Here is a 13,522-nt window from a genome sequence, read left to right as displayed (position 1 = left end):
CGGCCAACAGGAGATAGTGATGTTTGCTGCCTTTCGGCGCTTCAAGGGTTTGTTCGCAGTCGCCGCGCTCGGTATCGCGGTGTCTTTCGTTGCCGTAGACATGGCGGAAGCACGCCGTGCGAGCGGCGGTTTCGGTAGCCGTGGCACAAGGACGTTTTCAACGCCGCCTTCGACCAGCACAGCCCCCGGACAGACGGCGCCGATCAACCGCAGCATGACGCCGAATACCAACCAGGCAACACCGGGTGCAGCCCAGCCGGCACGGCCGGGCGCGCAGGCGCCGCAGCAGAGCCGCGGCCTGTTCGGCGGCATGATGGGTGGTCTGATGGGCGGCCTGTTGATGGGCGGTCTGTTCGGCATGCTGATGGGCGGCGGTTTTGGCGGCATGGCCGGTTTCTTCGGCATGCTGTTGCAGGTACTGCTTATCGGCGGTCTGGTCATGCTCGCCATGCGTTTCTTCGCCTCGCGCCGTCAGGGCCAACCGGCCTATGGTTCTGCTGCCGGATCGCAGCGCACGGATCATTCCGGTTCCTCGTTTAACGGTGGTTCGCAGGCAGGTCCTTCCGCATCCTCGTTCAAGATCCCGAAGATTGGCGCGCTTGCCGGTGCTGCGGGCGGTGCAGCGGCTGCGACTGCCGCCACCGCCAAACCGGTGCCGCATGCCAATGCCGTGTCGGAAGGCGATGAGATCGGCATTACCCAGAGTGACCTCGAAACCTTCCAGAAGATGCTGCAAGATGTTCAGTCTGCTTATGGTGCGGAGGATTACGGCACGTTGCGCAAGCTGACGACGCCGGAAGCCATGTCCTATCTCGCCGAGGAACTGAGCGACAATGCCACCAGCGGCGTGAAAAACGACGTCCGCGACGTGACGCTGCTGCAGGGCGACGTTGCCGAAGCCTGGCACGAAGAGGGACAGGATTACGCAACGGTTGCCATGCGCTACTCTGCCATCGACGTGATGCGCGACCGCACCTCCGGCAAGGTGATCGAGGGTGACGAGCAGCATCCGTCCGAAGCGGTGGAAATGTGGACCTTCGTGCGCCGCCCAGGTAACGACAACTGGCAGGTTGCCGCCATTCAGGCCGCCGCCTGAGGCGACAGGTGCAGTCTAGTGAATGAAAGGCCCGGAGGTTCGCCAACCTCCGGGCCTTTGTTTGTTGGGGCCATGACCACGGCTTGCCTTGGCAAAAAAGTGACTGATAAATCTAACGGGTGATATCTCCGCCGGTTCTCGGCGGCAATGTCGGCTTCGCCTTGCCATGCAAGGCTTTGGGCCCTGTTCGTCGCGGCATGTTACCGGCGCATGGCTCGATCGCTTCACGGAATTGCCTTTTTTTATTCATCCATCATTCAGTCCCGACGTCCTAACCACGGGGCACACACGTCAATGTGACTTTTCGCGCCTGACCTAAACCGCTTTGGAAAGGGAACCTCAGGCGCAAAACAGCGTTGACAATCCAATTCCAGGCCTCCCACAAGCCGGGCTGGGTGGCCGGGCAATGCAGGCCCTGTGAGAACGGAGAGCTATCGAGATGAAACGCTTTGACCTGATCGACGGGATGCGCGGTTACTTCCTCGTTTTCATGCTGATCAACCATCTGGTGTTTGCCGGCGGCTTCTGGCTGGTGGAAATCAATCACCGACAGTTTGCCTTTGTCGAGGATGCGCAGGGCTTCGTGTTCCTGTCCGGCCTCCTGATCGGCATGGTCTATGCGCGCAAGATGATGAAATACGGCTATGACGCCGGCAAGCAGATGATCTGGAACCGGGCAATGGAGCTTTATCGTTATGCGATGGGCCTCGTTATTGCCGTGCTGTTCTTCCGCATGGTCATCCCGCATGCGCCCTACATCTGGTACAACTGGCTTGGTATGACGACGTTCGATGATCCGCTGCGTCTGGCGGCCATTGCGACATTCCTCTTCCAGCCGACCTTCATGGATATTCTGCCGCAATATATCGTCTACATGCTGTTTGCGCCTGTTCTCGTTAAGCTCTGCCTCGACGGCAAGTGGGCCTATGTCATGGCGGGCTCCATGCTGGTCTGGATGGCTGGTCAGCTTGGCCTGCAGCAGATCGTGACCACCCCGCTCAACGAACTCGTCAAGGGTGCGGATGAGCAGGGCATCCGGGTCAGCTTCAACTTGCTCGGCTGGCAGCTGGTGTTCTATTCGGCGCTGGTGATGGGCGCGATGACGGCGCAGAACCGTATCCCGTGGAAGAAGATTTTCTCGCCTGAGCACACCTGGCTGCCGAAAGCGGCGCTTCTCATCTGCCTGTTCTTCATGCCGCTGCGCATCGCCACCGCCTGGGGCATGATGCCGGAATTCATGATGGGCAAATTTTCTACCATGGAAATCCGCGCCGATTTTGGCCCGGTCTACCTCATCAACTTCCTCGCGGTCGGCGTGGGCCTCACCTGGCTGGTGATTGCGGGCCCATATCACCACCGTCCACTCGTGCGCTCTATCGCCGAAGGCGTGATCTGGGTGCTGTCGCTGAAGTTCCTGCAATTGCTGGGCCGCCATTCCCTTCAGGTCTATGTCTGGCATGTGGCGATCGTTTACGGCGTCTATTATCTGGATGGCCGCACGGCGGAGCTTTCGCAGCTCAACAAGACGCTCATCGCCTTCACGGCTATCGGGCTGCTGGCCTTGCCTGCCCTTTGGCGGGAACGCGACAAGTGGATTGGCAATAGCGGCCAGAAGACGGCCGGCGCTTAAAGGCTTGCCATGATCCGAATCTGGCGGCTTTACGGGGCGGTTTTCCGCCTCGTACTTGCGTGCGCGGCCATTCCTTTCTATATGCAGCCCTTAAATCCGCAGGATGGCGAGGCAAGACGGCCCGATTGATGGCCAGTTTCCCTTAGCGGATGACCGACAGGCGGCGGGGCCTTTACCCCCGTTATGACTGACGATGGGAAAAAACGTGAATACGCTCGATTTTGACAAGAGGCCGGAAGATACCCGGATCGTTGTCGCCATGTCCGGTGGCGTCGATTCTTCAGTGGTGGCCGGTATTCTCAAGCGCGAGGGCTATGATGTCCTCGGCATTACGCTCCAGCTTTACGACCATGGCGCTGCCGTGCACCGCGCCGGCTCCTGCTGCGCGGGGCAGGATATCGACGATGCGCGCAGGGTCTGCGAAACGCTCGGCATTCCCCATTATGTGCTGGATTACGAAGCGCGGTTCCGCGAAACCGTGATCAATCCCTTTGCCGAAGCTTACGCGATGGGCGAAACGCCGATCCCCTGTGTCGCCTGCAACCAGACGGTAAAATTTGCCGATCTGCTGGCGACCGCGCAGGAACTGGGCGCCGATGCGCTGGCGACCGGCCATTATATCCGCTCGCGCCCCAATCCTGTCTCTGGCCAGGAGGGCCGTCGCGCGCTCTATCGCCCGATCGACAGCGACCGTGACCAGAGCTGGTTCCTGTTTGCGACGACGCAGGAGCAGATCGATTATCTGCGTTTTCCGCTGGGTGGCCTCTCCAAGGCCGAAACACGGGCGCTGGCGGAAGAGATGGGGCTTGTGGTGGCCAAGAAGGCCGATAGCCAGGACATCTGTTTCGTGCCGCAGGGCAAATATACCGATATCATCAACAAGCTGAAGCCGAATGCGGCTCTGGCGGGCGATATCGTGCATCTGGATGGCCGCGTGCTCGGCCGCCACGATGGCATCGTGCACTATACGATCGGCCAGCGCCGTGGCATCGGCGTTGCGACGGGCGAGCCGCTTTACGTGGTACATCTCGATGCACGGGGCCGCCGGGTCATCGTTGGCCCGCGTGAGGCGTTGGAAACCCGCCGCGTCTATCTGCGTGACATGAACTGGCTGGGTGACGGTGAACTGGCTGACGATGCCGGGCAGGGTTTTGCCTGCTTCGCCAAGGTGCGCTCCACCCGCCCGCCGACGGAAGCGGTTCTGCATGCGGATGAAAACGGCATCTATGTCGATCTGATGACCGGTGAGGCGGGTGTCGCCCCCGGCCAGGCGTGCGTGCTCTATTCCGCGCCGGGTGCTGATGCCCGCGTTTACGGCGGCGGCTTCATCGACCGTTCGGAACGCTCGGCGGATGCCGAGGCGTCGCTGAAGGCGCTTCTGGAAAAGCCGGTTGCCGCCTGAAACCATTCGCTTTTTGCAGCGATGCGGAAAGCGAATTTTTTGCGCATCTTGCGCTTGACACTTTGGGGAGCGGCACCTTATAAGCCGCTCATCCTGATGGAACGGCCAGTCACATGACTGTCACGTTTCCCCTGTGGCGGGGTAGCTCAGGTGGTTAGAGCAGCGGAATCATAATCCGCGTGTCGGGGGTTCAAGTCCCTCTCCCGCTACCATTCCTCACATAAATATATATCAAATCTACGGACTGCGTACACCTGTGTACCCTGTAGCGCGTTTTCGGAATTTTGACACGAGAAATCGGAATTTCTGAAATTTCCAGATTTGCGTGTCAAAACTTGAAAAGGGATTTCTCTACCCATCCTCTTTACCCACCAACACTGTCATCGGTATGGTCCGATCCATAAAAATGGCTAGGGGGGTATTTCATGCCGAAGTGTAAGAGTTGCGGGACGGAATATTGGATCAGCGGCACGGAGTTTTGCGTCGACTGTGAGTCTCGCGAGAAGTCCAAACAGCTTCAAGTCCTAACGGACCGAATGATCCTTACGACGTCTATCGATGTACCAAATCGCGCAATCGAGAAGGTGATCTCAATCGTCGCATCGGAGACGGCGATCGGCATGAATGTGTTCAAAGACATTGCCAACAACTGGCGCGATTTCGTTGGCGGGAGATCGGAAACATCTCAAAACTCTCTTAGAGAGACGCGGGAAGCCTGCATCGAAGGCCTAAAAAAAGAAGCGGTGAAGGTTGGGGCAGATGCCGTGATCGCTGTCGATTTTACTTACAATCAACTCAACACCAGCGGTCCTGGTGGGATACTGTTTGTCGCAGCTACTGGCACAGCCGTCTCACTGAAACCACTAGACTAGCCTAGGCGTCATCACTTCCGAACATGTGCCTGAGGTGGATCGCATCGCTGGGTTTGTAGGTCCACCACCACTTGTCGGCTAGAGCTTTTGCCAACCGCGCCGCGATCTCATTGCGGGCCGACTCTGAATAGAGTGTGAGCTTGTCCGCAAAGGTCTTGCGAGATCGTCTGGCACAGCGGTCAGCGCTTCAGCTAGGAAGCTTTCCACGTCGCGTTTCTCGACCGCACTGGCATCCTCGTAGAAGGTGTAGGTGTGCCCGAGATATCGAGTGACAACGATCGCGACTTCCTTGGTGGCAGTCGGTTCCCGCCGGTGCCGGACACCCTTTCCACCCAACCCGTTTCGGAAGGTCCTCGGCACGACCGCCATAGCAACTGCGATAGACTTCTCGATGTCGTCGTCCGCTGCGGGTCCATTGGTCTCTCCTTAAAGTCTCAACGCGGTTTTGAGGCCGCGTTGAGGATGTTTTGAGGGCTTCTTAATGACCGTTTAAATGGGCATTTTGAGGATGCGCCACGCACATGTCGCAGCCAGCCGGCCATTCAGTTTTTACCGTTAGGTTCTCCAAGTATGGGCGAAACAAAAAGCGGCTCACGGTGGGTGCCATTCCGGTCAAGCTCACTTGCCCACAACACCCAATGTTCAGTCGCTGTCCCAACGTGCTGAACTGCTCGCTCCGGTTCCCCCGATCTTAAATTAAAGAAGGTCAGATCATTGTGCTGCCGATGATCATAGACTGATAGAACCGGCTCACCCGTTTCACTGAACGTCAGAAGTCCTTGTTGCTTCACCGCCTCAGTGCCGTCGACAAACCTATAGGCAATGTTGGCCGGTTCGAGGAGCCAATTGCTACCGAGATCTAGGGCGTCGCGGTCGAAAGATAGTTCTCCATGGCGAAAAGATTTTTTGTGCAGGTCAATTGTGACCAGCCTCGACGTTTGGCTAGCATGCTCACAAACAATAGCGAGATAGGAACTATTGTCGTGGTCGAACCGAATAAGCGATCCTATCTTGGCTTTCCTAATGGTCGTCGATTTGATGTTTAATGTCATGCTTTGATACCCCCAAATAGCTGGAATTAACGGGGATATCCTAACGGCGAAGCGACAGCCTGCAAGCTGTAAGGCTGCTCGGTAGCAAACGGGCCACCCGGTCAGTACCGGATGGCCATTCGCATATTTTGGGGCCTTACCAGCCCGAGACGCGGTACAAGGCCTTCGATGATGATGCAGCGCTGGAGCCAGTTGACAGCAGCTGCGGGCGGGGCTGCTCCGCCAAAGGCCGGAGAGAATCCGTATGAAGAATTGGCGTCGTCATTGACGGCATCACAGGGAATGCCGCCGTAAACGATCGGCATCCAGCCGCCTGCGCCTGACGTGCTCCATCCAGCTGACAGTCGAGAACGCCGCCTCATTCTCACTTGCCTTACCCCGAAGGCTAGGTAATAAGACCATCTCAGAGAAATCAACCGGGCGTTGATGCGACCGGCGCATGTGTTTGGGGGGGAGCCATGCCAAGCTTGAAACAATTGAAACGCGCGATCCGAAATATGTCTACGATCGACGTGGACAGTATTTCCAAAATCAGCGGAATGTCGACTTCAGTGCGCTCAATCGAACACGGGCAAGTCGCGCTGAACGACGGCATGACGACTCTAATTGATAACGTCACCAACTTGGCCGACGTTTTGAAAGCGCCAAAGTCATCCGTACTGGATGGTCATGTTGTGTTCGACTACACCTACAAACCCGAACGCCGTGAGCTGCATAAAGGCAGTGCCGGCAAGAAGCTAATAGATATTCTTGATCAGGGTCGTAGCTTGTATCAGTCTCACCTAGCTGGAATAAATGATCTCTCAGAATGGCTAAAGAAGATCCCGACCCACGGCTCGCCAGAGGATATCACACCGTATTGGACAAACGGCTGGTTTGAGGGGCTGGATGGTGCGTCCCTTTATTACCTGATCGTCAAAAATAATCCGTCGATCTACATGGAAGTTGGATCCGGCAATTCTACTAAATTTGTCCGCAAGGCCATAGAAGATCACGGGCTGAGGACAAAAATAGTTTCGATAGACCCTCAACCTCGCGCAGATATCGACAAGCTGTGCGACGAAGTTATTCGTCAGAAATGCGAGGACGTTGATCCTTCGATTTTCTCCAGATTACGGCCTGATGATATTCTTTTCATAGACAATAGCCATCGGAGTTTTCAGGGATCCGATGTGACTGTCTTTTTTACAGAGATACTTCCAGCGCTCCCACGGGGGATATTGTTCGGGATTCATGACATTTTCATTCCGTACGATTATCCGCCCAACTGGTCTGATCGCTTTTATAACGAGCAGTACCTGCTGCTGGCGTATATCTTCGGCGGCATGGGCGGCGGCTCGATCGAGTTCCCTGTATGTCATGTCAGCGTTTCAGGTGAAGCATCAACCATTCTTGCTGACTCACTTGTGTCCCATACCGGTATTGATGGCGGAGCGTTCTGGATGCGGCGCTAATTGGCTTATGAGGTCAGCATCAGCGGGCTTCACCGCCCCTGCCTCCATCGTGGGGCCGTTACCAAGACGGCGCTAACACTGCGCCACCCTTCAAGCGACTGCCGGCATCATGCCAGGTCCCGAATTAGCTCAACTCAAACATATTGTCCGCCTGTGGCGACAGTTCCCGCGATAGTGCCGGGGAAGTAATTTGCCCCGGCACCTTCGACAATTACGCATCCGTTCCTGTGAACGAGATACGTTGCTCCAGCTACATTTGCCTTGTTTGTGAACGTACAGCCAGTAGAAGTCAGAAGGCCGGTCGCCACTCCGCACCATCTCGTGACGCCAATTGGCGCAGAAATAGTAATCGTTACATTTTGGCAGATGATCTGCCCAAACCCGTAGGCGTGCCAGTGGTTCACGCAGCCGCCGGCGACCGTATAATTTGCGGTTATAGAAATCGTGCCACCATTGATGGCGATAAAATGATCACCACCAAGTGCACCAGCAAACAGACTATTAGCGCCAAGCTGGATATCCCCGCCGTTTGCAAACAAGCAGCTCCCAACGTTGAGCGCCGAAAATCTCACTCCGCCTACGTTCACGGTAAAGCCGGGACAAGAATTTACGATGCAATTGTTGTTTGTCACCTCAAGAAAACAGTTGGCTGGATTAGCCACATTTCCGCGTATGAAGACACGGTTGTTTCCAAGCAGTCTCTTGGCGACTGTTAATGGCGCCGCGTGATAACCGTCCGCCATGTTGATAGTTACATCAAACCCGTTCAGGTCGAGCTTGTTAGCGATAAAATCGTACGCGTATTGCAGCGTAGCCCAAGCCCCAGCATCAGTGTTTTCAGTGCCTGCATTTGCATTATTACCTCCTGCTCGGACATAGTAGTTCCGGTTTTCAGTCAGTATGTCGCGGATGCCGATGGCGGCTCGAACTTGAGCCACCGTCAACCGCTCAACCGGGCCTACCCCGGCGGAAACTCGACCAACAAGAGCGGGCGAGCCCATTTGTGCCGTACCGATTTCTTTACCGGTAGTGCCAGAAAACTGAACGAAATCGCCAGCGATGGCATTTTCTGGGCCGACCACATCACCTACACCAGTTCCGTCGACGCCGGCGCGCGCGAACAATTCCCAATCGTCATTCGCTTCCGTCGGGAGCACTGGAGGGGCAACATTCGTGTTTGCCCGCAGGGCAATCCATGCAGACTTGTTATTGCGGACAACGTCATTTTTTGCGTAGGCATCGACGTTGTTCCAGACGCCAGCCCATCGGATGCCAGTCGGGCCGATATTGCCCTGGTCGCCTTTTTCACCTGTCAGGAAAGCCGGATCGGACCAGTCGCCGGCTGTGGCGCTTACCTTGAAATAAAGCGCCGCCCGCTGATCGCCCGCGTTCGACACCAGAACGATGAAGCCGGCCGCTTCGCTTTCATAGGTGGCGAGCCCTGCCGGCGTCTCGACGGTCGCGTCCGCTTCAATGCCCTGTATGAGCGCAGTGCGCGGAATGATCGTCGCCGTGCTGGCGCCGGTCAGAAGGATAAGATGATCCTGCTGCCCCTGCACGCCCGCGATGGCCGCAATTGTCGGATGGTTCAGCCGCTGCAGCAGCTCGGCAATCTTCACCGAGTTGGCGGCTTGCGCTTCGGTGTAGGTGTTTTCGCGGACAAGCGCATATTTGTAGGTGCCGGTCAGGCCCTGCCATTTGATCGCGGCCGTCATCTCAGTGTCGGTAATCGGGTGCTCGGATGCGCCGGCGCTGTCGTCGGGCAGGATCGGGAGCGGATTGCCCTCTGCTTCGACATGGACAGTGCCGCCGACGATGAGGGCGGTTTTCCACGCGGTGTCAATGCCGGTGATGACGGCAGAGCCGTTGACGAGAGAAATCGTGCCGCTGGTGTAAAGGGCGGTCATGGTCAGTCCTTCTTCGGGATGCCAAAGATGTAATAGCGAATGCCGATCACCGGCGATGAGGGGTAGTTGTAAGCGACCGTGTAGGAGCCACCGCCATTATCGATGAGGCGGGCATAGGCCGGATTGCCGGAGAAGGTGGTAAACACCGCTGCGTTCGGCTGGATCGTCACGAACGAGCTGTCGCCGGAATCTCTCCAGGTGAAGCCGAGGCTCGGATGGTTGAGGCGGTATCTGGCGGTGATCGGCGGGCGGATCATCTTGGAGTAAGACTCATCGCCGCCGTTCTGTCCGCCGTAGCCGGAATGCACCGTCATATACCGGACGATCGGATAGAAATTCGTCGTATCGATCGGAATAGCCGTGTTTTGCGTACCGCCACCCACGCCGAAGTATCCCTGGGCGAGCAGCGAGATGGCGGGCCAACGGCTGTCGACGATGATGTCCGCAAAGGCGGGAGGATCGCCGGCGCCTGGTCGCAAGAACTGGATGACGTCCTCGCCATTTGCCGTGAACATGCGGAAGACATCGTTATTGCCGGCTGTCGGTGGCGTCTGGTCATAGGCAACGACCATGAACCGCGCCCGGCATGCGCCGTTCGGATTGCTGAAGTAAAGCCGGTCGCCAGCGATGCGCCAGTCCGCGCCGCTCGGGGCGTCATGCGGGTTGGCGGGGTAAATGACCGTGCTGCCTGTGTAGAAGTTGACGATGCACATGGTGCCATCCGGCACAGCCATCGGCAGCGCATATTCCGACCCGCCCGAGGGGACAACGATGTCATCGGCCGCTACGATCTTGGTCGGCCGGTTGCTGCTGTCGAAAGCCAGCTGCGTTCCAAAAGCCGTATCGACGTTATAGCCAGGCTTTGCGACCTTGAGGCCGGTGCTGTCGAGATTGACGGCGAAGTGTTCCGGATTGGGAGGCAATGGCTGCGCATCGACGATGCCCGCCTCGTCACCCGGCAGGTTCCACACGAGGAGCTCGTTGGTCAGGTAGTTATAGTTACCCGTGTTGACTGCGGCGAAGATATTGGAAAGCTGAAGGAGGTCACCGAAGGTCCGGTAATTATTATCAACGATGGTCCGGTTGTTGAGCTTCCAGCCAAAGTCAGACTGGTCGTTGAGCGGCATGACCGTGGCGATGCGCTCCCCCCGGCTTTCGTGGCCGTAGCTGCTGAGGATCGACCGGGCATTGACATAATAATTGTCCGTGATCCTGCGGACGAGAACTTCGAACAGCGGCAGGGTGTAGTTCAGGCCGGGAAAATAGGCCGCCCGGTAGAAGACGCGGTTTTGAACAACAGTGCTCGGGTAACGCCAGCTGCGCATCGTGAAATTGTCATTGCTGGCGCCTGGCGGATAATTGTAATCCCCGTCGCGGTAGGGCTGGGTGTCGCGGCCGGCGATTTTCGCCTGGATGGCGAATTTCGAATTGTAGAGGAAGGCGCCCAGCGTGTTGTCATGGGTCATGCCAGGGTCATAGGCGCCCTTGGTGATCTTGACGCTGCCGACGCCCTCGTAATCCAAGCCGATGTGAAGCTGTGTCATGCTGATCGAACCCTCATACGGCCATTGTTGAGGTCGAGCATCATCTTGCCGTTGTAGCCTTCCATGTAGGCAGCGCGCACCGTACCGATGTTGGCGACAGCGAGTTTCGCGCCGTTTTCGTCGAAGGTGAACACGCCCTGACCGCCAGAGCCGTCAGGGGCAACGATGATAAATCGGTCAGAATAATGGATTTCCTGCGCCTTCAGCACGCCGCCCTGATTGACGATTTCGAGGATGAATGCGCCGAGCGCCGTCTGGTCGCCCTTCTGGGCACGCACCGCAAATTCGACGTTTGCAAGAGTGTCGCCAATGGTGGTGGCTTTCATTGAAAGGTAGCCTTCAGCCACCACGTCATTCATCTCGGCGCGAACAGCGGAAAGACGGCGGGCCATGGCGCCTTCAGCTGTCACGCGGGTTTCTCGCTCATCGATGACGCTGGCGACTGCGCCGCCCAGCTCCGATCGCATCACGTCACGGTCAAGCTTGGCGTCCATGTCGCTGGTGGCGACGGACATCGACAGGCTTTCAACGATGCCCGCCAGTTGGTCCATCTGGTGCTGCAGCTCCTTCATGCGGTTTTTGACATCGTCACGAACCTGCCCGAGACCAACGGTAATATCGGAGCCGTCAATGTTCGGCGTCCGGACAGGCAGCCAGCCGCCCCACTCGGTGGACCGGTTCGATGCCGGCACGAATTTTCCACGCGCCTGATAATCCGCATTGCCGGCCAGAACGGCATTGAGAACCCATGCATAAGGCGGCTCGTAAATGACGGTGCTGTCGCCGCTGTCGAAGACAAGCTCGTCTGTGGCGGTCAGTTTCACCTGGACGCGGACATAGCTGACATCGTCCTGGTTGGGCGCGCAGCGCACCTCGATCGTCGGATAACGCGGGTTGCCTTCAGCATCCGGAAGCGTGGCCGGAAACACCTGCCAGCCATACATGGGCTGCGGCGGAACGGGCACGGGGCCCATCCAGCCGATGACGGGCGGCACGATGATCGACGGCGGGTCATAGTCGGACGGATCGATTTCCTTGATGACGACGCGCTGCAGGCGGCCGGGCATCGGGATTGCCCGCACGACAAGGAATTTCTTGTTCGAATAGCCGTTTTCGTCGCTCGACCATGCAACCGGGTCGTTCGGCTCCAGTGCGGCCGCATTGGGCGGCAGGGTCAGTTCGTGGGTGCGCCAGCGCTGTTCGTCGAGGATCATCGTCGAGGTGAGCGACTGCACCTGGGCGGATATGAACACGGCGTCGAAACGGAAGGAGACTGCCAGGCGTTCTCCATCGTCACGCGCGAGCAGCTCGGGCGACGACTGTTCCGCCGCATCCTTGTCGGCCCAGCGCTGGGCCGGTTCCGGATAAACGCCGGTAATGGTGTTGTGGGTGGCGGCAACCGTCGGGAACGGCTCATAGTCCTGATCGGCCGTGACGACGATTTCCCTGTCGGTAAAGCTGTAGACGGCAGCGCCAGGCGCGCCGATCAGGGCCTTGATCCGGCCGCCGACTTCCGCCAGCCTGCCGCTGCAGCCGAGACGCAAATCTTCGATGACATCGAGGCTGTCACGATCAACCGACACTTCCAGCCCGCCCTGGAACTGGCGCCGGCCGCCGCCCATGTCGCGATCGGCTTCATTGATCGCCGCGATCCACGAGGAGACCGGGAAACGGTAGGCCGAAAAGTTGCGGCCGCCATGAACCCACCGGCCATTGTAATAAATGCCGCGTGCGATGTTGTAGATCATCATCGGCAGGTTATTGCTCGATTCCCAAGTCGAGGGATCGTTCCAGCGATGCGGGCCATTGCCGCCAACGCTGCTGTCCTTGCGGATGTCATAGAGGCGCATCGGCCGCGGCTGATAAAGACCCTGCGGAAAGCCGTTGCGGAACAGCTCCTCGTGGCGACGGGCGGTAACAATGACGATCTGGCAACCACGGCCGATCATCGTATCCCTGTAGGGCCGCTCGGCCCGGCCGGCGAAGCGGGACAGCAAGAAACTGTCGGCCGTGGTCTGCGAGCCGTCGAGATATTTGAACCAGAGATAGTCAACGCCGTTCCGGCGATATTGCGCGATGGGAAAGCCCCTGCCGTCCGGATGCGGCTCATTCCAGAGGATCGTACCAGCCGTGTCGCCGAACCAGACGGCGTCCATTCCCTGCGGGCCGGCATAGGACGGCAGGCAGGAAATCTCCACGACTTCGGTAATGTAAGCGTTCGGGGTGTTTTCCTCCTCGCCCCAATTGTTGATATAGGCGCGGCGGCCGGCCGTCGCCCTTGTGCCGATCAGGTAGGAGCGCGGGTTGCTTTCACCCATCTGGATCGAGAGCTTGACGCCGCCGGTGCTCTGCTGGTTCTTGCGGGCCTCACGCCGCGCCTTCGCCTGCTGGTAAAGCGACAGACCGACGTTGATGGCAAGGCCGATGGCGAGCTTGACGAAAGTGCCGGCAGACAGGATCGAACCGGCAAGACCGGCGATCAGACCGCCGACCGGCGCGGCCTTAACGGCCGTCGCGGCAAAAAGCAGAAATGCGAGTGTCCATAAAAGGCGCTTCAAAGCCATT

General features: G+C 58.0%; 9 protein-coding genes and 1 tRNA gene. 6 read left to right on the top strand and 4 right to left on the bottom strand.

What is annotated here, in order from left to right; genetic code table 11:
- Positions 1–19: 19 nt before the first annotated feature.
- From CFBP5499_RS19325 to CFBP5499_RS19305, 5 genes are all read left to right on the top strand, one after another.
- A complete protein-coding gene (locus CFBP5499_RS19325) occupies positions 20–1,096 on the top strand; it encodes a Tim44 domain-containing protein (protein WP_130932549.1) in 1,077 nt (358 codons plus the stop codon).
- A 439-nt stretch (positions 1,097–1,535) separates the two neighbouring features.
- The gene (locus tag CFBP5499_RS19320; protein ID WP_080829216.1) at positions 1,536–2,726 is read left to right on the top strand and encodes an OpgC family protein; all 1,191 of its coding nucleotides are present in this window, start codon (positions 1,536–1,538) and stop codon (positions 2,724–2,726) included.
- 205 nt (positions 2,727–2,931) lie between these two features.
- Positions 2,932–4,128: a tRNA 2-thiouridine(34) synthase MnmA gene (mnmA, locus tag CFBP5499_RS19315; protein ID WP_080829218.1), complete on the top strand. Its 1,197-nt coding sequence runs from the start codon at positions 2,932–2,934 to the stop codon at positions 4,126–4,128.
- A gap of 135 nt (positions 4,129–4,263) precedes the next feature.
- Positions 4,264–4,340 (top strand) — tRNA-Met (locus tag CFBP5499_RS19310).
- Positions 4,341–4,664: 324 nt separating this feature from the next.
- Positions 4,665–5,000, top strand: a complete 336-nt coding sequence (locus tag CFBP5499_RS19305) for a YbjQ family protein (RefSeq protein ID WP_233284541.1) — start codon at positions 4,665–4,667, stop codon at positions 4,998–5,000.
- Between the two features lie 542 nt (positions 5,001–5,542).
- On the opposite strand, the gene CFBP5499_RS19300 is transcribed toward CFBP5499_RS19305, so the two are convergent.
- Positions 5,543–6,052, bottom strand: a complete 510-nt coding sequence (locus tag CFBP5499_RS19300) for a hypothetical protein (protein ID WP_080829225.1) — start codon at positions 6,050–6,052, stop codon at positions 5,543–5,545.
- A gap of 458 nt (positions 6,053–6,510) precedes the next feature.
- On the opposite strand from CFBP5499_RS19300, the gene CFBP5499_RS19295 reads away from it, so the two are divergent.
- Positions 6,511–7,506: a class I SAM-dependent methyltransferase gene (locus CFBP5499_RS19295; protein WP_130932550.1), complete on the top strand. Its 996-nt coding sequence runs from the start codon at positions 6,511–6,513 to the stop codon at positions 7,504–7,506.
- Between the two features lie 134 nt (positions 7,507–7,640).
- On the opposite strand, the gene CFBP5499_RS19290 is transcribed toward CFBP5499_RS19295, so the two are convergent.
- The 3 genes from CFBP5499_RS19290 to CFBP5499_RS19280 are packed head-to-tail and all read right to left on the bottom strand — an operon-like array spanning position 7,641 to position 13,521.
- The gene (locus tag CFBP5499_RS19290) at positions 7,641–9,413 is read right to left on the bottom strand and encodes a hypothetical protein (protein ID WP_080829230.1); all 1,773 of its coding nucleotides are present in this window, start codon (positions 9,411–9,413) and stop codon (positions 7,641–7,643) included.
- Between the two features lie 2 nt (positions 9,414–9,415).
- Positions 9,416–10,957, bottom strand: coding sequence for a hypothetical protein (locus tag CFBP5499_RS19285; protein WP_080829232.1), 1,542 nt, complete (start codon positions 10,955–10,957; stop codon positions 9,416–9,418).
- On the bottom strand, positions 10,954–13,521 hold the full coding sequence (locus CFBP5499_RS19280; RefSeq protein ID WP_158523296.1) for a phage tail protein: 2,568 nt from the start codon (positions 13,519–13,521) through the stop codon (positions 10,954–10,956). Before CFBP5499_RS19280 ends, CFBP5499_RS19285 begins: the two co-directional genes overlap by 4 nt.
- Position 13,522: the final 1 nt, after the last annotated feature.

This window comes from Agrobacterium tumefaciens, from assembly GCF_005221325.1.
Lineage (GTDB): Bacteria > Pseudomonadota > Alphaproteobacteria > Rhizobiales > Rhizobiaceae > Agrobacterium.
This window is presented reverse-complemented; position numbering and strand designations above follow the sequence as displayed.